The sequence below is a fragment of the Enterobacter sp. MEB024 genome (genome assembly GCF_030209635.1).
GTDB classification, from domain to species: domain Bacteria; phylum Pseudomonadota; class Gammaproteobacteria; order Enterobacterales; family Enterobacteriaceae; genus Enterobacter; species Enterobacter ludwigii.
In genome coordinates, this window is sequence record NZ_JARVRQ010000005.1 from 281059 (window position 1) to 300994 (window position 19936).

The following is a 19936-nucleotide window of genomic DNA, read 5'->3' on the forward strand; positions in this document are numbered from 1 at the left end:
CCTCTTAACCTTTAATTCCGCTGCTGGTGACGCCCTGGACGAAGTAGCGCTGTGCCAGGAAGAAGACAATGATGGATGGCAGAATGGAGATGCTCGCCATTGCCAGAATTTCGTTCCACGGCGCCCCTTCGGTGACGTCGATGGACATTTTCAGCGCCAGTGCAATCGGGTATTTATCCACGCTGTAGACATAAATCAGCGGCCCGATAAAGTCGTTCATTGACCACATGAACTGGAACAGGGCGACGGAGATAATGGCCGGTTTCAGGATCGGCACCACCACGTACCACAGCACCTGAAGCGAGTTACAACCGTCAATTTGCGCCGCCTCCTCCATGTCACGCGGCACGCCGCGCAGGAACTGGATAAGCATGAAGACGAAGAACCCCTGGGTGGCGAAGGCCAGCGGCAGGTACAGCGGCATATAGCTGTTGAGCATGCCCATTTCACGGAACATCAGGTACTGCGGGATCAGCAGCACGGTGCTGGGGAGCAGCATGGTGGTGATGAGGGTGGCGAACCAGAATTTCTTCCACGGGATTTCAAAGCGCGCAAAGCCGTACGCCACGATGGTGGAGGAGATAATGGTCAGGATCACTTTCGGAATCACATACTTAAAGGTGTTCAGCATGTAATGGCCGAAGTTGTATTCGGTACCGGTTTTCCAGCCATTCACAAAACCGTCCCAGGTCGCATGGGCAGGCCACAGGCTGAGAGTGGTGAAAATCTCGTGGTTCGGTTTGAACGACGCCGAGAACATCCACACCAGCGGATAAAGCATCAGCAGGCCGACAAACAGCAGGATCACGTAGCGCACTGCGGCGTTAATTTTCTCTCTGCGCAGCGTGCGGGCGACTTCACGCTCGGCAATCGTCCTCGCCGTGGAAAGTTGTTGGATATCAGCCATTTTTGCCTCCTTTATCGGCGGAGTAGAACACCCAATATTTCGATGACTTAAAGGCGATACCGGCAAAAATGGCCACCACCAGGAACAGGATCCACGCCAGTGCTGCGCCGTAACCCATGTCAAAGTATTTGAACGCGGTGTCGTAGATGTAGAGTGAGAACAGGTAAGTGGAATACGTTGGCCCGCCGCCGGTAATGACATACGGTCCGGTAAATTCCTGGAACGCCTGGGTGGTCTGCATAATGAAGTTGAAGAAAATTACCGGCGTGATCAGCGGCACGGTCACTTTCGTGAACATCTGCCATTTGGATGCCCCATCGATCATCGCAGCTTCATACTGCGACTGCGGAACGTTTTGCAGCGCGGCCAGGAAGATGACCATCGCGGAACCGAACTGCCAGACGCGCAGCAGGGTGACCGACATCAGGGCCAGCGAGGGCTCACCCAGCCAGTTCACCGGGTCAAAACCAAATACGCCAATAAAGCTGTTCAGCAGACCATCAATGGCAAAGAGCGCGCGCCACAAAACAGCAATGGCCACGGAGCTGCCGAGGATCGACGGAATATAGTAGGCGGTACGGAAGAATCCAATACCGCGTAATTTAAAGTTCAGAACAAACGCAATCCCTAATGCAAAGGCCAGCTTCAGGGGGATGGTCAGAAATACATACGCAAACGTCACTCCCATTGATGTCCAGAAGAGCGTGTCTTCCGTAAACATGTAGCGGTAATTTTCAATGCCGTTAAATACCGGCGGGCTCATCAGGTCGTAATCCGTAAAACTCAGGAAAAACGATGAGACGAAGGGGAAAGCCGTAAAGAGTATCAACCCAATGATGTAGGGTGATATCCACGCGAGCCCCAGCAGCTTGTTTTCATTCATACTTACCTACCTGGTAATCAATGGTTTACAACGGAATCTGCGTCTGTAACAACCTTTCAGGCTGTCGAAACCGAGCCTGAACGGCAATGTTCTGGGTAATACGTGTCACGGTTACTTCATTTAACTTTGTTTTATAAGACTTTTTCCGATTTCATCGTTGAGCGAAACGCCTGGGTTTCAATACGGTAGAACTCGTGTTCCTGGATAATAAAACGCCGTTTTATTTTATATTATTGCTATTTGTTTCTGCGTCATTCGCTTAATAGCGGAAATGTGATCAAAGTCGAAACGGTGTTTCAATAAGGTGATGAGGATGGCATTTTTGCGCTATTTCAGGCGTTCAAAGAAGAGAGAGGAGGTCGGGCGGAAAGAACCGGATGATTAATAAAGACAATACCGTGGAGAAACTAACTACTAATTCTGATAGCAGGTCTACAGCTGGATCATTCTTTCGTTCAGATAATTCTTACTTTCTTGTATCATCGGACCACTGTAACCAATCAGGCAGAAATGGTCTGCACCCTCAAAAGAAGAATGGCTATGTCAGCAATGGATTTCAAAAAAAATACGGATCTCGACTTCCCCCATTACGCGGCCCCGGCAGTCAGTTCCAAAGAAATTGACCTTCTGGGACTGTTAGAAGTTCTTCTGGCGGCAAAAAAACGTATCGTCGTGATTGCCTTCGCATTCGCACTGGTTGGACTGGCCATCGCGTTCTTACTGCCACAAAAATGGACCAGTAAAGCGGTGATCACACCGGCGGAACAGACGCAGTGGAACCCGCTGCGCCAGATGATGGTCGCCCTGCAGGTGCTCGACGTGGACGTGAAAATTACCCGTCCGGACGTGTTTAACCAGTTTATTAAAAAGTTCCAGTCGCAGTCGTTGCTTGAGGAGTACATGAAATCCTCACCTTACGTGATGGCACAGCTGGAAGGCACTGACGTGGATCCGCTTGAGCTGCATCGTGCGGTGGTCAATATCTCCGAAAAGATGAAAGCGGTAGATAACACCCTGGCAAAAGACGCGGATAAAGCGCCGTACGTCTCGTGGACATTGAGCTTCACCGCGCCGACGGCGGGGGATGCGCAAACGGTTCTTAAAGGTTACGTGGATTACATCTCGCAGATTGTTGAGCAGGAAACCATGGAGAATATCCGTAACCAGATTACCCTGAAAACCAAAGTGGTGGAGCAGCAGCTGGAGCTGGATCGGGTACGTCTGACGAATGTTCACAACACCAATCTGCAGCGTCTTAACTATTCTCTGGAAGTGGCCAACGCGGCGGGTATCAAAAAGCCGGTCTACAGCAACGGTCAGGCGGTTAAAGACGATCCGGATTACTCCGTCGCGCTCGGTGCCGACGGTATCGCGCAAAAACTGCAGATTGAAAAAAATCTCAAGGATATCGCTGAGCTGAACGCGGACTTCCAGAACCGGGAATACTACCTGGCGCAGCTGAAAAAGCTGTCTGTCGAAGACGTCAAACTTGAACCGTTCAAGTATCAGCTCTCTCCATCCATGCCGGTGAAAAAAGACGGTCCGGGCAAAGCCCTGATTGTGATCCTGGCGGGACTGCTGGGCGGGCTATTTGCCTGTGGCAGCGTATTACTGCGTGAGGCCATGCTCAGCCGCAATCCTCTGGTCGAGCCTGTAACGGAATAAAAAACGCAGACGAGAAGGGCGCTGTCATCAGCGCCCTTTTTTTATTTCAAAAAATCCTCACGTACCGGCGTGAAGGTATCCAGCAGCGTGCCGGGTTTAAGACACACGCAGCCGTGCATCACATGTGGCTTTTTGTAGAGGGTATCCCCAGCCGTCACCACATGTTTTTCATCTCCAATCGTGAACTCAAACTCGCCGGACAGCACATAGGTTAACTGTTCATGAGGATGGTTATGCAGTGGGCCTGTCGCGCCCTGTTCAAAATTCACCTCCACCGCCATCATTTTACCGCCATGGGCAAGAATACGGCGCGTCACGCCGTTCCCCAGATCGTCAAGCGTGGTCTCGTTGTGGAAAATAAACATATCGTCACCCCAGAATTTATTAAAACAATGTTTCATTTAATTTATATCACCAGGGGTTAAAAAGAAACGACGTGATAAAGAACTGGAAACACGATCACAAGTTTGCTTCACTGGGATAAACACATAAGGAGGGATGATGAAAACGATCGGCCTGTTAGGGGGGATGAGCTGGGAATCGACAATCCCCTATTACCGCCTGATTAATGAAGGGGTGAAGCAACGTCTGGGGGGCCTGCATTCTGCCAGCCTGCTGCTGCACAGCGTAGATTTCCATGAAATCGAAGCCTGCCAGTCGAGCGGTGAATGGGATAAAGCCGGGGAAATACTGGCCGAGGCCGCGCTGGGGCTGGAGCGTGCGGGAGCAGAGGGGATTTTGCTCTGTACCAACACCATGCATAAAGTCGCGTCCCATATCGAAGCGCGCTGTTCGCTGCCCTTCCTGCACATTGCTGATGCAACCGGGCGGGCCATCACCGCAACCGGATTACGTCGTGTGGCGCTGCTGGGAACGCGCTACACCATGGAGCAGGATTTTTACCGCGGTCGGTTGAGCAGCCAGTTTGGCATTGAAAGCCTGATCCCGGATGAGGCAGACCGGGCCCGCATCAACCAGATTATCTTTGATGAACTCTGCCTCGGGACCTTTAGCGAATCATCCCGGGCATATTACGTCAGCGTGATTGAAAAACTCGCGCAGCAGGGGGCGGAAGGGGTGATCTTCGGCTGTACGGAAATCGGTTTACTGGTGCCGGTTGAGCAAAGCCCGATTCCGGTCTTCGATACCGCCGCGATTCATGCCGCCGATGCCGTGGAGTTTATGCTGTCATAAACTTTGCCGATCGGATAAACGAAGCGCCACCTGACGGGCATGGGCTATCAGGTGTTCCGTAAACGCCTCCACCAGCGCTGAGACCGGGCGATGGAGGGGGCGGATCAGGCTCACGGTGAACGGGACTGACAGGCTAAACGGGCGGATGACAATATCGCGCCCGGCGTAATCCAGCGCCGTCAGTGGATTCACCACCGAAACGCCCACCCCGGCGCGCACCATGGCGCAAATGGAGGCCGCACTGTGGGTCTCGACCACCATCCTGCGCTTCACCTGATGCTCGGCAAACAGTGAATCCAGCAGCTGCCGGTAGCTGTCGGTTTGTGACAGGCTAATGTAGTTCTCACCGTGAAAATCCGCTGGCGTCAGAATCTGCTTGCGGGCAAGCGGATGCCCGGCTGGCAGCACGCACACCTCATCTAAAGAGAGCAGTTCCGTGCGTTCCGTTCCCGCGGGCGTAGAGAGGGTTTCGGTCAGGCCTAAATCATGGCGCTGTGCGGAGAGCCACTCCTCGAGCAGCGGTGACTCCTGCGGGACAATCGTGAGATTCACCTCCGGATATCGGGCCAGAAAAGGCTGGAGCAGCGTCGGCAAAAAAGACTGTGAAAAGACGGGCAGGCAGACAATCGATAGCTCGCCCTGCCGAAACTCGCGCAGGCTTTCCGCCGCACTGACAATGCGGTCCAGCCCGTACCATGAGCGCTGCACTTCCTCGAACAGGCGCAGCCCCTGTACCGTCGGGTGAAGCCTGCCCCGGGTGCGTTCGAACAGCTTCAGTCCCAGCACTTTCTCGAATCGCGCCAGCTCGCGGCTGACCGTTGGCTGCGAGGTATGGAGCATCTGCGCAGCCTCGGTGAGGTTGCCCGTGGTCATCACGGCGTGAAAAATCTCGATATGGCGTAAATTGACGGCGGGCATAGGTCACCTGAATACAAAGAACTGTCCATATCATTTTTGCATAGACTCGCGATAAAACGATATTTTTTATTCTCTTCCTGCTGTGGCGTAATCATAAAAAAATGTCACCCCGGAGAAAGACCATGCCACGCCCGCTTAACCAGACTGATACCGATTTGAATGCCGAAAACCTGCTACGCCTGCCTGCCGAGTTTGGCTGTCCGGTGTGGGTCTACGACGCGCAGATTGTTCGCGAGAAGATTGCTGCCCTGCATCAGTTTGACGTGGTGCGTTTTGCCCAGAAGGCGTGCTCCAATATCCACATTCTGCGTCTGATGCGTGAGCAGGGTGTGAAGGTCGACTCCGTCTCCCTGGGGGAGATTGAGCGCGCGCTGGCGGCCGGGTTTGATCCGAAAGCCGATCCTGACGCGATTGTGTTTACCGCCGATGTGATCGACGACGCCACGCTTGCTCGCGTCCATGAGCTACAGGTGCCGGTAAACGCCGGGTCCGTGGATATGCTGGAACAGCTTGGGCAAGTTTCTCCGGGCCACCGCGTCTGGCTGCGCGTGAACCCTGGCTTTGGTCACGGTCATAGCCAAAAAACCAATACCGGCGGCGAAAACAGCAAGCACGGTATCTGGTATGCCGATATGCCCGCTGCCCTGGACGTACTGCAGCGTTACAATCTGAAGCTGGTGGGCATTCATATGCACATCGGCTCCGGCGTGGATTACGCGCACCTTGAGCAGGTTTGTGGCGCAATGGTGCGCCAGGTGATCGAGTGTGGTCAGGATCTGGAGGCGATCTCCGCCGGGGGCGGTCTTTCCATTCCTTACCGTGAAGGGGAAGAGGCGATCGATACCGATCACTATTACGGCCTGTGGAGCGCCGCGCGTGACCAGGTCGCCGCGCATCTTGGTCATGCCGTGAAGCTGGAAATTGAGCCGGGTCGTTTCCTGGTGGCTGAATCCGGGGTGCTGGTGGCGCAGGTTCGCAGCGTGAAAGAGATGGGCTCGCGCCACTTTGTGCTGATTGACGCCGGCTTTAACGATCTGATGCGCCCGTCAATGTACGGCAGCTATCACCACATTTCGGCTCTGCCTGCCGATGGCCGCGATTTAACTCACGCGCCGCGTATCGAGACGGTTGTCGCGGGCCCGCTGTGTGAGTCTGGTGATGTCTTTACCCAGCAGGAAGGGGGGAAAGTGGAAACCCGCGCGCTGCCGGAAGTTAAACCTGGCGACTATCTGGTGCTGCACGATACCGGTGCCTACGGGGCGTCAATGTCCTCAAACTACAACAGCCGCCCGCTGCTGCCAGAAGTGTTGTTTGATAACGGCAAGGCGCGGCTGATCCGCCGCCGCCAGACCATTCAGGAACTGCTGGCGCTGGAACTCGTCTGAGTGAAGTACGGCCCCGTCGTGACCGAGTCGCGTAATACCAGCGTACCGGTGAACGGCGGGATCGCGTCGACCGGTTGGTTTTTTGCCAGCCGGATCGCCTGATCGATAGCCGTAACGATCATATTGTCGATAGGCAGGTAAACCGACGAGAGCGCTGGCTCCAGCCATTTCGCGCTTGGGGCATCGTCAAAGCCAAACAGGGAAATATCCTGTGGGATCCGCAGCCCCGCCTGGTGTAGCGCCTTGGACGCACCCAGCGCCATATCATCGTTACAGGCAAACAGAGCGCTAAACGCTATACCGTCGGCAATCAGCTCTTTGCAGAGCTCATATCCTCGCGTCATTCCCGCATCGCCATACTTTATCCGCCGCTCGTCCAGACGAATGCCGTGCTTTTCCAGCGCCTTACGGTAGCCCATTAGCCTCGCTTTCCCGGTTGGCGTGTGGATCGGGACGGTGATACAGGCGATCTCCCGGTGGCCCTGGTTGATCAGGTAATCCACGGCCTTAAAGGCGGCATCCTGCTGTTCGAAGAACACGCAGCGATCGGGCGCCTGGCTGACTTCACGGTTGATGACCACCAGCGGGGTTTGCACCGAATGGATCAGCTTCATGATCGCTTTTTCGCTCATGTAGCGGGTGTAAAGCACGATGGCATCGCATTTGCGATCGGCCAGCATTTGTACCGCCTGCTCTTCCTGCTCCGGGGCGTCGTGACCATCCGTGACGATCAGCTGCTTGCCGTGGGTTTCCGTCTGCCGGGAGGCCTGCTGAAGAAGACGACCAAAGTAAAAACCATCAAAGGTAGAGACCACCAGGCCAATGCTGTTGCTGGTCTGGTTTGCCAGCGAACGCGCGAGAAAATTCGGGCGGTAGCCCAGCTCTTCCATCGCATTAAACACCTGCTGACGCGTACTCTCTTTAACCTGACCTGTGCCGTTCAGCACGCGCGATACCGTGGCTTTCGACACGCCCGCGCGCAATGAGACATCCAGCATTGTTGCCATTAGACATTCCTGATTCCACGTAACGATCTGCAGTTTAACACAGACCATCCGGTGCATAAGCGATGCGGGAAGGGCAAAACTTCCAGCACGATCACGCTTTTAGGTAACGATCGGTCAGTTCGAAATACAGGATTTTAAGTGGTATGCCAAAATCGATATAAACCGCATTTTGGAATACCTGTTACGTCGTTGAGAGCTTAATCACAGAACAAAACCCGACATGAAGCTATTTTTGGTATGCCAATAGTATCCGGCTGTACACCTTATCCAATAAAAGCCCTTTTACTGAGGTATTACCCTATGGCATTACAGGAAAAACTGATCGACGCTCTGGGCAGTTTTGCCACAAAATTCAACAGTTATCGCTATATCATGGCGATCAAGTCTGCCTTTATTACCTTAATGCCGGTCATCATCGTTGGGGCATTCTCTGTCTTGATCTCCAATATGGTACTGGATCCGAAAAATGGCCTGGCGAGCTTCCAGTCCCTCTCTTTTCTCGCCACGCTAAAACCCATCACCAGCGCGCTCAATTACGCCACCCTGAATTTCCTTAACATTGGCGCGGTGTTCTTAATCGGTATCGAACTGGGCCGCATCAATGGGATCAAATCGTTATTCCCTGGCCTGCTGGCGGTGATCTGCTTTATCTGCGTGACGCCGACAACCGTTGAGATGCTGGTGGATGGTGAAATGCACGTGGTGAAAGACGTGCTGCTGCGTCAGTTCTCTGATACCCGCAGCCTGTTCCTCGGCATGTTTATCGCGATTCTGTCGGTTGAAATTTACTGCTGGCTGGAAAACCGCAAGGGGCTGAAGATCAGGATGCCGGACACCGTACCGCCAAACGTGGCGGCATCGTTCTCCGCGCTGATCCCGGCGATCATCACCACTACCGCGATTGCCACATTGGGTTTCGTCTTCCATCAACTCACCGGCATGTATCTCTATGACGCGGTCTATCAGGTGGTGCAACAGCCGCTGGAGCGCGTGGTGCAAAGCCTGCCGGGCATTCTGCTGCTGATGTTTGTCGCACAGCTTTTCTGGGTGATTGGTATTCACGGCAACCAGATGATCAAGCCGATCCGCGAGCCGCTGCTGTTAGGCGCCATCACCGTTAATATGAGCGCCTTTGAGCAGGGCAAAGAGGTGCCGAATATCATCACCATGCCGTTCTGGGATGTGTACATGAGCATCGGCGGGTCGGGGCTGACCATTGGCCTGCTGATCGCGGTCATGATTGCCACCAAACGCAAAGAGATGAAAGAGATCGCCAAGCTTTCCATTGGTCCGGGGCTCTTTAACATCAACGAGCCGGTGATCTTCGGCATGCCAATCATGCTTAACCCGATCCTCGCCATTCCTTTCATTATCACGCCGCTGGTGACCGGCTCTATCGGTTACTTTGCCACTGTGACCGGCTTTGCCGGTAAAGCCGTGGTGATGGTGCCGTGGACCACGCCGCCGCTGATCAACGCCTGGCTCTCCACTGCCGGATCGATGGGGGCGGTCATCACTCAGCTTATCTGCATCGTGACTGCCGTCATTATCTACCTGCCGTTTGTGAAGATTGCTTCACGACGTGCCGAACAGGCCGCGCTGCAACAGGCGACCGACAATGCATGAGGATGTGATGACGACAAAACAGATAACCATTCCGCAGGATTTCATTCTGGGCGCGGCCGCGTCAGCCTGGCAAACCGAAGGCTGGAGCGGCAAAAAGGCGGGACAGGATTCGTGGATCGATCTCTGGTACAAAAACGATCGTCACGTCTGGCACAACGGCTATGGCCCGGCGGTGGCGACCGACTTTATCAACCGCTTTCGTGAGGATGTGGCGCTGATGAAGCAGGCGGGGCTGACGCACTACCGAACCTCGATTAACTGGTCACGTTTTTTAACCGACTATGAAAAAGTGACGGTGGACGAGGAGTACGCCGCCTATTACGACGCGTTATTCGATGAGATGCACCGTCAGGGCATTGAGCCGATGATCTGCCTCGAGCATTACGAGCTGCCGGGCGTGCTGCTTGACACTTACGGCGGCTGGGCTTCAAAGCAGGTTGTTGCCCAGTTTGTCCGCTATGCGGAAAAAGTCTTTGAACGCTACCACGGTAAAGTCACCCGCTGGTTTACCTTCAATGAACCGATCGTGGTACAGACCCGCGTTTATCTCGATGCGCTGCGCTGGCCTTACGAGCAGAATACCGGTAAATGGATGCAGTGGAACCACCATAAGGTTCTGGCGACGGCAAAGGTTGTGCAGCTGTTTCGCGCCAAAGGGTACCCTGGCTCGGTTGGCTGTATTCTCAACCCCGAAGTCACCTATCCTCGATCGTGCGCACCGCACGATGTTAACGCCGCAGAGAAGTACGATCTGTTCTATAACCGCGTATTTCTCGATCCGCTGGTGCACGGGCGCTACCCGCCAGAACTGTTTACGCTGCTGGAACAGCATCAGGTGGCGTGGGACTACACCGCGGAAGAGCTGGAACTGATTGCGCAGAACACCGTCGATGAGCTGGGGATAAACCTCTATTACCCGCATCGGGTGAAAGCGCCGTCTCGTGCCTGGCACCCGGAGACACCGTTCCACCCGGCGTACTACTACGAACCGTTCGAACTGCCAGGACGGCGAATGAATAAATCCCGCGGCTGGGAAATCTACCCCCGCATTATCTACGATATGGCGATGCGGATAAAAAATGACTACCGCAACATCGACTGGTTCGTGGCGGAGAGCGGGATGGGCGTGGAGAACGAAGCGCAGTTTCGCAACAGTGACGGGGTCATTGACGACGAATACCGCATTGCGTTCATTCGCGAGCACCTCTATTACACGCTGCTGGCGCGGGAGGAGGGGGCAAACTGTCATGGCTATATGCTGTGGGCCTTCACGGACAACGTATCGCCGATGAACGCCTTCAAAAACCGCTACGGGCTGATTGAGATCGATCTCGATAACAATCGCGCCAGGCGGGCGAAAAGGTCGGCGAGCTGGTTCCGGCAGCTGCGCGATGCGCGCGTGCTCACGCTCCCGGTCGATGATGAATGGAAGTAAGCGAAAACCATGCTGGTTCTGGTAAAATAGCGCACAAACTGGCCGGGAGGACGCCCGGCCTGCGCATTAACTGAAAAAACAGGTGAAAACGTGGATAAGGCTGTCATCCTGCCGGAAAAAAAACAGTACCAGGAAATTGGCGAGGATTTACGGGCGCAAATTATCCAGGGGCACTATCCCGTAGGTTCCCGTCTGCCGCCCGAGCGTAATATTGCTGAGAAGTACGGCGTAAGTCGTACCATCGTGCGTGAGGCATTGCTGATGCTGGAGCTGCAGGGCACGGTGGATATCCGCCAGGGTTCTGGCGTTTATGTGATGCGCATTCCTGAAGAACACGAAAACGAAGAAGAGCGTTTTCTGAACAGCGACGTCGGCCCCTTTGAGATCCTGCAGGCGCGCCAGCTCCTCGAAAGCAACATCGCCGCGTTTGCTGCCAAAATGGCGACACGCGCAGACATCGACAATCTGCGCCGTATTATTGAGCAGGAGCAGCGCGCTATTGCCGCCAACGATAACAGCCAGGACAACAATAAAATGTTTCACCTGGTGCTGGCGGGGGCAACGCAAAACCAGATGTTGCTGGCAACGGTAGAGAGTATCTGGCACCACATGGACAGCAGCCCGCTGTGGCAGCAATTTAATGGGCATATCGCCAGCCGTGCATACCGCCTGAAATGGCTGGGCGACAGGCAAACTATCCTCGCGGCGCTTCGTCGTCGTGACGTGATGGGCGCCTGGCAGGCGATGTTCCAGCATCTGGAAAATGTGAAAAAGAGCTTACTTGAACTCTCCGATGAAGATGCGCCGGATTTTGACGGTTATCTTTTTGAATCTGTGCCCGTGTTTCAGGGGAAGCTGGTGTGACTATTCTGCCTCTCTATGCCGCGCCTCAGTATGCGGAACAGGTAACTGACTGGATCTGGCAGGCGTTCGGTGACGGGCTTACGCGGGCGTTTTTCCAGAGTATCGTTGAACATAGCCAGACGCCGGGCGCGTTACCGTTGACCTTTATTGCTCTGGAGGGCGAACAGCTTCTGGGTACGGTCGGGATCTGGCGCTGCGATTTAATCACCCGACAGGATCTTTGTCCGTGGCTGGCTGCGCTGTACGTTGATGAAGCGGCGCGTGGTAAGGGACTGGCGGGAAAACTGCAGCAGCATGTTATCGCCTATGCCGCACAGGCCGGGTATCACGAACTGCATCTGTGGTCTGCCTGCCGCGACTTCTACGAACGTTACGGCTGGCAGTACATTGGCGATGCGCTCGAATACCCGAACAAAACGGTACATCTGTATCGCTATTCCTCTCCCGCTTCTGCTGGCGAACCTACAGAGTGACGGCGGACTAAGGTGGGGCTGAACAGGTGAGTGATATCCGGTGGCTGGCGTTGTTCGGCCAGCGCCAGTGCCAGCTCCGCAGCCTGCGTTGCCATTGTGATAATCGGGTAACGTACGGTGGTCAGGCGCGGACGCACGTAGCGGGACACCAGCACATCATCAAAGCCAATGAGTGAAATTTCTCCCGGCACTTCGATTCCGTTGTCATTTAACACCCCCATTGCCCCGGCGGCCATCGAGTCGTTATAGCTGGCAACCGCCGTGAAATTCCGTCCACGCCCCAGCAGCTCTGTCATTGCCTGTTCGCCGCCACTCTCATCCGGCTCGCCGTAGGCCACCAGCCGGTCATTACACGGCAAGCCGTTTTCGCGCAGGGCATCGTAGTAGCCCTGCAGGCGATCTTCGGCATCGGAAATCGGGTGATTGGAGCAGAGGTAACCAATGCGGGTATGGCCCTGCTGAATCAAATGGCGGGTAGCAAGCCAGGCGCCGTACCGGTCGTCGAGTGCCACGCAGCGTTTCTCAAAACCGGGAATAATTCGATTGATGATCACCATGCCGGGGATCTGCTTCATCAGATGAATGAGTTCAGCATCGGGGATCATTTTGGCGTGAACAACCAGCGCAGCGCAGCGGTGGCGCATCAGCTGTTCGATAGCCTGGCGTTCTTTTTGTTCGTTGTGATAGCCATTGCCGATCAGCAGAAAATTGCCGGTCTGATAAGAAACCTGTTCAACCGCTTTTACCATGGCGCCAAAAAACGGGTCAGACACATCGCCCACCACCAGTCCGATGGTTTCAGTAGACTGTTGGGCAAGGGCGCGGGCGTTGGCATTCGGATGATAATTCAATGATTCCATGGCGTTTTGCACCGCCTGGCGTGATGCGTCACTGGCTTTAGGGGAGTCATTAATCACGCGCGAGACGGTCGCCACGGAAACACCAGCCAGACGGGCCACATCCTTTATTGTCGCCATTACATACCTTCTTAGTGGGGGTAAGCGTTTACACACGAAATAGTGTTGCGGAAAAGCGCCGTGCATTCAAGGGGCGCGGGGGTTCGCCCTCCACAAACGTGACGCAGCACAACCCTGACCGTGTAATCGTTACACGGCCAGTCATGTCTGAATAATGTCAATCTGAACCTTTAGTTACACTTTGCCTCAGGCTGTTGCGATTGTCCGATGGCGAGGATGAGGGGGAGATTGATAGAGTCGAGATCCCAGAGGTATTGATTGGTGAGAATTCTTAGTACGGTTTCGTACTCTTCTCTTGCACCAACCTGCGCGGATGCGCAGGTTTTTTTTCGCCTCAACTTTGCAGTCGCTCCCGTATCACTTCTCGTGTAATCTGCCACCATTTACTATCAACCCTTCACACTGGCTGGCAAAGGGAGTTGAGATGCTTTTTGGGTTCTTCCGTACACTCTTCCGTATTCTCTTTCGCATTCGCGTCACTGGCGATGCTCAGGCGCTTCGCGGCGAACGCGTTCTTATCACACCAAACCATGTTTCCTTTATCGACGGCATTCTGCTGGCACTATTTCTGCCCGTGCGTCCGGTGTTTGCGGTTTATACCTCCATCAGCCAGCAGTGGTACATGCGCTGGCTCACGCCGCTGATTGATTTTGTGCCGCTCGACCCGACCAAACCGATGATGATTAAACATCTGGTGCGTCTGGTGGAGCAGGGGCGTCCGGTGGTTATTTTCCCGGAAGGTCGCATCTCGGTGACCGGTTCACTGATGAAAATCTACGACGGCGCCGGGTTTGTCGCGGCGAAGTCAAAAGCGACCGTGGTGCCACTGCGTATTGAAGGGGCGGAGCGCTCCTATTTCAGCCGTCTGAAAGGGCTGGTAAAGCAGCGCGTGTTCCCAAAAATTACGTTGCATATCCTGCCGCCAACGTCGTTACCGATGCCTGACGCGCCCCGTGCACGCGATCGCCGTAAAATTGCCGGAGAGATGCTGCACCAGATTATGATGGAAGCGCGTATGGCGGTTCGCCCGCGCGAGACGCTGTATGAATCCCTGCTGTCGGCACAGCACCGCTACGGCGCGAAGAAAAACTGCATCGAAGATATCAACTTTACCCCGGATACCTATCGCAAGCTGCTGACCAAAACATTGTTCGTGGGCCGTATTCTTGAGAAGTACAGCCAGCAGGGCGAAAAGATTGGCCTGATGCTGCCCAACGCAGGCATCAGTGCGGCGGTGATTTTTGGTGCCGTTTCCCGTGGCCGTATTCCGGCGATGATGAACTACACGGCGGGCGTGAAAGGGCTGACCAGTGCCATCACGGCAGCGCAAATCAAAACCGTCTTTACCTCCCGCCAGTTCCTCGACAAAGGCAAACTGTGGCATCTTCCTGAACAGCTTACCCAGGTACGCTGGGTCTTCCTGGAAGATCTTAAAGCGGACGTGACGACAGGCGACAAACTGTGGATTTTTGCTCATCTGCTGATGCCGCGTCTGGCCCAGGTGAAACAGCAGCCGGAAGACGACGCGATTATCCTCTTCACCTCTGGCTCTGAAGGCAACCCGAAAGGCGTCGTCCACAGTCACAAGAGTATTCTGGCGAACGTTGAGCAGATCAAAAGCATTGCCGACTTTACCGCGAAAGACCGGTTTATGTCAGCGCTGCCGCTGTTCCACTCTTTTGGTCTGACGGTGGGGCTTTTCACGCCGCTGCTGACCGGTGCCGAAGTCTTCCTTTATCCAAGCCCGTTGCATTACCGCATTGTGCCGGAGCTGGTGTATGACCGTAACTGTACCGTGTTGTTTGGAACCTCAACCTTCCTCGGGAACTACGCGCGTTTCGCCAATCCGTATGACTTCTTCCGCGTGCGCTACGTGGTTGCTGGCGCGGAAAAACTGCAGGAGAGCACGCGACAGATCTGGCAGGACAAATTTGGTCTGCGCATCCTCGAGGGGTATGGCGTGACAGAGTGTGCGCCGGTGGTTTCTATCAACGTGCCAATGGCGGCGAAGCCGGGGACAGTAGGCCGAATTCTGCCTGGGCTGGATGCTCGTCTGCTGGCGGTGCCTGGTATTGAAGACGGCGGCCGGCTGCAGCTGAAAGGGCCAAACGTGATGAACGGCTATCTGCGCGTGGAAAACCCCGGCGTGCTGGAAGCACCGACCGCAGAAAACGTTAATGGCGAGATTGAAACGGGCTGGTACGACACCGGCGATATTGTACGTTTCGATGAGCAAGGCTTTGTGCAGATCCAGGGGCGTGCAAAACGCTTTGCCAAGATTGCGGGTGAAATGGTCTCGCTTGAGATGGTTGAACAGCTGGCATCGGGCGTCTCCGCCGACAAGATGCATGCCACGGTTGTGAAGAGTGATGCAAGTAAAGGCGAGGCGCTGGTGCTGTTCACCACCGACAGCGAGCTTAAGCGCGACCAGTTACTCAGCTATGCCCGCGAGCACGGCATTCCGGAGCTGGCGGTACCTCGTGATATTCGCTACCTGAAACAGCTTCCGGTGCTCGGCAGCGGTAAGCCCGACTTCGTGACCCTCAAGGGCATGGTTGAACAGGCGGAACAACATAATGCGTGAGTCAGTACACACTAACACCTCTCTGCGCTCAAAAGGCATGATGGCGGTGATTGCCGCCCAGTTCCTTTCCGCCTTTGGCGATAACGCGCTGCTGTTTGCCACGCTGGCACTGCTCAAGGCTGAGTTTTACCCCGACTGGAGTCAGCCGGTTCTGCAGATGGTGTTTGTGGGCGCTTACATTATCTTTGCACCGTTTGTCGGACAGGTTGCGGACAGCTTCCCGAAAGGCCGGGTAATGATGTTTGCCAACGGCCTGAAACTGCTGGGAGCCGCCAGCATTTGTTTTGGTTTCAATCCGTTTATTGGCTATACGCTGGTCGGCATTGGCGCCGCAGCCTACTCCCCGGCGAAGTATGGCATTCTCGGGGAGCTGACCACCGGTGATAAGCTGGTGAAAGCCAATGGGCTGATGGAGTCCTCCACCATTGCGGCAATCCTGCTTGGCTCCGTCGCAGGCGGTGTCCTCGCTGACTGGCACGTGCTGGCGGCCCTCGGCGTGTGTGCCGTGGTGTACGGTGGCGCGGTAGTCGCTAACCTGTTTATTCCGAAACTGCCGGTGGCGCGTCCGGGGCAATCCTGGCGCTTTAAGCCGATGACCGGCAGCTTCTTCAATGCCTGCCGCGTACTGTGGCGTAACGGTGAAACGCGATTCTCTCTGATGGGCACCAGCATGTTCTGGGGCGCTGGCGTTACGCTGCGCTTCCTGCTGGTGCTGTGGGTGCCGGTGGCGCTGGGGATCACGGACAACGCGACGCCAACCTACCTTAATGCGATGGTGGCGATCGGGATTGTGGTGGGCGCGGGGGCAGCGGCAAAACTGGTGACGCTCGACACCGTTGCTCGCTGCATGCCGGCAGGGATACTGATTGGCGTTGCGGTGCTTTTTTTCGCGCTGCAACACGCGTTATTGCCAGCCTACGTACTGCTGATCCTGATTGGTATTCTGGGAGGCTTCTTCGTGGTGCCACTGAATGCGCTATTACAGGAGCGTGGCAAGCAGACGGTCGGGGCGGGCAATGCTATTGCGGTGCAAAACCTCGGTGAAAACCTGGCGATGCTGCTGATGCTGGGCCTGTATTCGCTGGCGGTTAAAGCCGGTGCGCCTGTGGTAGGGATTGGCGTCGGGTTCGGTGGATTGTTCGCGCTGGCGATTGCCGGCTTGTGGGTCTGGCAGCGCCGCCGCTGATTCGGGTCGTCTTCAGCGCCTTTTCACAAGCGGGTGCAAACATTAAAAACGGCAACAGAGGTTGCCGTTTTGCTTTTTTTACGGTGCCGGATAGGTATAAACCTGATGCACCGCGTCAATCTCCGCCAGCACGTCCTCGCTCAGGTCCAGATGGAAACTCTCAATGTTGGTTTTCAACTGTTCCATCGTCGTTGCGCCCAGCAGGGTGCTGGCCACAAACGGCTGACGGCGTACGAAGGCCAATGCCATCTGGGCAGGATCGAGCCCGTGACGCTTCGCAATATCAACGTAGGCCGCGACGGCTTTCTGCGTCTGCTCGCCGCTATAGCGGGTAAAGCGGCTGAAGAGCGTATTACGCGCGCCGGCTGGCTTCGCACCGTTCAGGTATTTACCCGTCAGCGTACCAAAGCCCAGGCAGGAATAGGCAAGCAGCTCAACCTCTTCATATTGCGTCACTTCGGCCAGACCCACTTCGTAACTTCGGTTGAGCAGGCTGTAGGGGTTCTGGATGGTGACAATGCGCGGCAGATCGTGTTTATCAGCCAGGTGCAGGTAGCGCATAACGCCAAAAGCCGTTTCGTTAGACACGCCGATGTAGCGGATTTTGCCCGCTCGCAGGCATTCGGTCAGCGCTTCCAGCGTTTCAAGCAGCGTAACGGCGGGAGCGCTTTCGTTCCAGCTGTAGCCGAGCTTACCAAAGCAGTTGGTTGGACGCTGCGGCCAGTGTACCTGGTAGAGATCAAGATAATCGGTTTGCAGGCGCTTCAGGCTGGCATCCAGCGCGGCACGGATATTCTTGCGATCGAGGATCTGGTTTGGGCGGATCCCGGCATCGCTGTTACGCGCAGGGCCGCTGACTTTCGAGGCGATAACCAGTTTTTCTCGGTTGCCGCGTTTTGCCAGCCAGTTGCCGACGTAGGTTTCGGTAAGCCCCTGCGTTTCCGGGCGTGGAGGAACAGGGTACATCTCTGCGACATCAATCAGGTTAATGCCCTGGCTGACGGCATAATCGAGTTGTGCATGGGCATCGGCTTCGCTGTTTTGTTCACCAAATGTCATCGTGCCCAACCCCAGTTGGCTTATCTCCAGAGAGCTGTGGGGGATACGGTGATAATGCATAGCCGGCTTCCTTCAATAGACATGTAGACCGCGTCAGGAACCTCCCGACAAAGGAATATAAACATGGCAGAGGGGAAGCAAAAGGGGAAGAAAAAAATCAAAAAGGCCAGCAAGGTACTGACCTCTCTCTGTTTATCGCTCGATAATTTGCGAGACTTCGTCGCGATTGATCTGCATTTTATTCCCGGACTGATCGCGGTAGCTGACCAGACCGGTGTCATCATCGACTTCCGGCTTGCCGTCTGTCAGGATCATCCGGCCATCTTTTGTCGCCATCACGTAATCGCTGCTACAGCCCGATACTGCAAACGCTAATCCGACTGCTGAAATTAACACTGCCCATTTTTTCATCGTTATCGTCCTCACCTGGCTCGTATCAAATCATAGTGTAGTAATAACCCGATATTTCGACAGGAGGAAGCGGTAAAATCTTAAAAACCAGGTGATTATGTTTGAGAGCTCTCAAAATAAGTAAAAAACTACGTTTTGAGTAAGAAATGGCGAGCAAGGAGCGCCCCGGTAAAGTTCTTTTTGAGATAAAAACCGCGTGGCAATGTCAGTATCGGCTCGCCCCGGGCACCGATTGCTTCCGTGAGCGCTTTACTGTTCGCCGCCTTTGGCCTCAGCTGTAACACCTCTCCGTGTCGGGCGGTGATGCGCTCAACCTGACCGAGGACAATCATATCCATCAGCTCTTCCCAGTCCAGACGCAGCTGATGCTCTTCATCTTCATCCGGACTCCACAGCAGCGGTGCGCCAACCCGGCGTTCAGCCAGCGGGATCTGACGTTCTCCTTCTACGGGGACCCAAAGCACGCGCTTCAGTTTATGCCGAACGTGACTGGTTTCCCACGTCACACCGGTATTCCCGGTTAACGGTGCAACGCAGACGAATGTCGTTTCCAGGGGCTTGCCAAGGCTATCGATGGGAATGGTTTTTAACTCTACGCCCAGGGCGGCGAAATCCTGCTCCGGTTTACTCCCTGCGCTTGCACCCAACCACAGCTCCAGCAGCATGCCGATCCAGCCTTTATCCCGCTTCAGATCCTGAGGGATCGGCAGGCCAGCCATTGCCGCCAGCTCGCCAAGCGAAAAGCCAGCCAGACGCTGCGCCTGCTGTAGCAACTGGGTTTCGCTGGACGGCGGTGAAAGCAAGGGTAAAAGCGAATGCATGAAGGTAACCTTTTGATTAAAAAATACACTAAGAAATTGTCCCCTGTGGATAGAGTTTAACTTTTTCTGTACGAATATGCCATGTGTATGATTTATAGGTTTTTTTAGCACGCTAAAAATGGATGGCGAAGGACAAAAATTCGGTTGTTCAATTCTGGTCACTGACAATGAACAGGATCTTACACCATGTTATCCACAGAAAAGTGGGATAACTGGGCATAACCCTGACTACTGTTTCAATTTACAGCCTTGACGTGCGACGAAAATCCAATTTTCAAACAAATTGTGCCTAACTTATTGGCACAATCTGTGGATAAAACCGACGCTGTTCGATCTTTCATCAGCACAACGATCCCTGATGTGATGATCGTCACGCTTAAGCGGTGTGGGTCGGTTTTATTACGATTAACTTTATGAAAATAATGATTTTATTTTTTATTGGTAATGGAAGGAGATTGACGGCGGCTGAGGTTGTTCATCGGTAATCAGACACTTCTTCACAACTATATCCACAGAAAAGGTGAATAAAATTCCCCTCAGA

Annotated in this window: 18 protein-coding genes and 1 pseudogene; 9 read left to right on the forward strand and 10 right to left on the reverse strand. The window is 54.6% G+C overall.

All coding sequences use genetic code 11. The features are described 5' to 3' along the window. Positions 1 to 4: 4 nt before the first annotated feature. Together QRN24_RS10960 and QRN24_RS10965 are read right to left on the reverse strand one after the other, a co-directional pair. The gene (locus tag QRN24_RS10960) at positions 5 to 907 is read right to left on the reverse strand and encodes a carbohydrate ABC transporter permease (protein ID WP_025203331.1); all 903 of its coding nucleotides are present in this window, start codon (positions 905 to 907) and stop codon (positions 5 to 7) included. Continuing rightward, the gene (locus QRN24_RS10965; RefSeq protein ID WP_014171468.1) at positions 900 to 1790 is read right to left on the reverse strand and encodes a carbohydrate ABC transporter permease; all 891 of its coding nucleotides are present in this window, start codon (positions 1788 to 1790) and stop codon (positions 900 to 902) included. Before QRN24_RS10965 ends, QRN24_RS10960 begins: the two co-directional genes overlap by 8 nt. A 540-nt stretch (positions 1791 to 2330) precedes the next feature. On the opposite strand from QRN24_RS10965, the gene wzz(fepE) reads away from it, so the two are divergent. Further along, entirely contained in the window at positions 2331 to 3455 is a 1125-nt protein-coding gene (wzz(fepE), locus tag QRN24_RS10970) for an LPS O-antigen length regulator Wzz(fepE) (RefSeq protein ID WP_032670189.1), read from the forward strand. Positions 3456 to 3496: 41 nt separating this feature from the next. Here the strand turns inward: wzz(fepE) and QRN24_RS10975 are convergent, their stop codons facing one another. After that, entirely contained in the window at positions 3497 to 3820 is a 324-nt protein-coding gene (locus tag QRN24_RS10975; protein ID WP_020883766.1) for a cupin domain-containing protein, read from the reverse strand. Positions 3821 to 3956: 136 nt separating this feature from the next. Between QRN24_RS10975 and QRN24_RS10980 the strand changes: the two genes are divergently transcribed. Continuing rightward, on the forward strand, positions 3957 to 4649 hold the full coding sequence (locus QRN24_RS10980) for an aspartate/glutamate racemase (RefSeq protein ID WP_032678900.1): 693 nt from the start codon (positions 3957 to 3959) through the stop codon (positions 4647 to 4649). Here the strand turns inward: QRN24_RS10980 and QRN24_RS10985 are convergent. Next, positions 4644 to 5567 carry a LysR family transcriptional regulator gene (locus QRN24_RS10985; RefSeq protein WP_014171464.1) on the reverse strand — a complete coding sequence of 308 codons (924 nt, stop codon included), beginning with the start codon at positions 5565 to 5567 and terminating at the stop codon, positions 4644 to 4646. The two genes, QRN24_RS10980 and QRN24_RS10985, sit on opposite strands and share 6 nt — an antisense overlap. A 122-nt stretch (positions 5568 to 5689) precedes the next feature. Here QRN24_RS10985 and lysA point away from each other — a divergent pair, with 122 nt between their 5' ends. Beyond that, a complete protein-coding gene (gene lysA, locus QRN24_RS10990) occupies positions 5690 to 6952 on the forward strand; it encodes a diaminopimelate decarboxylase (protein WP_284942706.1) in 1263 nt (420 codons plus the stop codon). Here the strand turns inward: lysA and QRN24_RS10995 are convergent. Continuing rightward, entirely contained in the window at positions 6922 to 7959 is a 1038-nt protein-coding gene (locus tag QRN24_RS10995; protein WP_044858498.1) for a LacI family DNA-binding transcriptional regulator, read from the reverse strand. The two genes, lysA and QRN24_RS10995, sit on opposite strands and share 31 nt — an antisense overlap. 300 nt (positions 7960 to 8259) lie before the next feature. Here QRN24_RS10995 and QRN24_RS11000 point away from each other — a divergent pair, with 300 nt between their 5' ends. The 4 genes from QRN24_RS11000 to QRN24_RS11015 all read left to right on the forward strand — a co-directional run bounded on the left by QRN24_RS11000 (position 8260) and on the right by QRN24_RS11015 (position 12357). Next, positions 8260 to 9585 carry a PTS sugar transporter subunit IIC gene (locus tag QRN24_RS11000; protein ID WP_020883770.1) on the forward strand — a complete coding sequence of 442 codons (1326 nt, stop codon included), beginning with the start codon at positions 8260 to 8262 and terminating at the stop codon, positions 9583 to 9585. Positions 9586 to 9592: 7 nt separating this feature from the next. Next, positions 9593 to 11020 carry a glycoside hydrolase family 1 protein gene (locus QRN24_RS11005; protein WP_284942707.1) on the forward strand — a complete coding sequence of 476 codons (1428 nt, stop codon included), beginning with the start codon at positions 9593 to 9595 and terminating at the stop codon, positions 11018 to 11020. 90 nt (positions 11021 to 11110) lie between these two features. After that, a complete protein-coding gene (locus tag QRN24_RS11010; RefSeq protein ID WP_014171459.1) occupies positions 11111 to 11884 on the forward strand; it encodes a GntR family transcriptional regulator in 774 nt (257 codons plus the stop codon). Next, positions 11881 to 12357, forward strand: a complete 477-nt coding sequence (locus tag QRN24_RS11015) for a GNAT family N-acetyltransferase (protein WP_025203338.1) — start codon at positions 11881 to 11883, stop codon at positions 12355 to 12357. Before QRN24_RS11010 ends, QRN24_RS11015 begins: the two co-directional genes overlap by 4 nt. Here QRN24_RS11015 and galR read toward each other — a convergent pair. Then, the gene (galR, locus tag QRN24_RS11020) at positions 12318 to 13334 is read right to left on the reverse strand and encodes an HTH-type transcriptional regulator GalR (RefSeq protein ID WP_020883772.1); all 1017 of its coding nucleotides are present in this window, start codon (positions 13332 to 13334) and stop codon (positions 12318 to 12320) included. The genes QRN24_RS11015 and galR overlap by 40 nt on opposite strands. A 424-nt stretch (positions 13335 to 13758) precedes the next feature. Between galR and aas the strand changes: the two genes are divergently transcribed. Both aas and lplT read left to right on the forward strand, forming a co-directional pair. Then, positions 13759 to 15918 carry a bifunctional acyl-ACP--phospholipid O-acyltransferase/long-chain-fatty-acid--ACP ligase gene (gene aas, locus QRN24_RS11025; protein WP_020883773.1) on the forward strand — a complete coding sequence of 720 codons (2160 nt, stop codon included), beginning with the start codon at positions 13759 to 13761 and terminating at the stop codon, positions 15916 to 15918. Further along, positions 15911 to 17104 carry a lysophospholipid transporter LplT gene (gene lplT, locus QRN24_RS11030; RefSeq protein ID WP_025203340.1) on the forward strand — a complete coding sequence of 398 codons (1194 nt, stop codon included), beginning with the start codon at positions 15911 to 15913 and terminating at the stop codon, positions 17102 to 17104. The genes aas and lplT overlap by 8 nt, the downstream gene beginning before the upstream one ends. A 78-nt stretch (positions 17105 to 17182) precedes the next feature. Here the strand turns inward: lplT and QRN24_RS11035 are convergent, their stop codons facing one another. The 4 genes and pseudogenes from QRN24_RS11035 to QRN24_RS11050 all read right to left on the reverse strand — a co-directional run. Beyond that, positions 17183 to 18223, reverse strand: coding sequence for an NADP(H)-dependent aldo-keto reductase (locus QRN24_RS11035; protein WP_284942708.1), 1041 nt, complete (start codon positions 18221 to 18223; stop codon positions 17183 to 17185). Positions 18224 to 18355: 132 nt separating this feature from the next. Continuing rightward, complete coding sequence (locus tag QRN24_RS11040; protein ID WP_020883776.1) at positions 18356 to 18574, reverse strand: YgdI/YgdR family lipoprotein; 219 nt, start codon at positions 18572 to 18574, stop codon at positions 18356 to 18358. 128 nt (positions 18575 to 18702) lie between these two features. Beyond that, positions 18703 to 19395: a DNA mismatch repair endonuclease MutH gene (mutH, locus tag QRN24_RS11045; protein WP_032678891.1), complete on the reverse strand. Its 693-nt coding sequence runs from the start codon at positions 19393 to 19395 to the stop codon at positions 18703 to 18705. A 154-nt stretch (positions 19396 to 19549) separates the two neighbouring features. Then, a pseudogene (locus tag QRN24_RS11050) lies at positions 19550 to 19615 on the reverse strand (hypothetical protein); the annotation flags it as partial. Between the last annotated feature and the right edge of the window lie 321 nt (positions 19616 to 19936).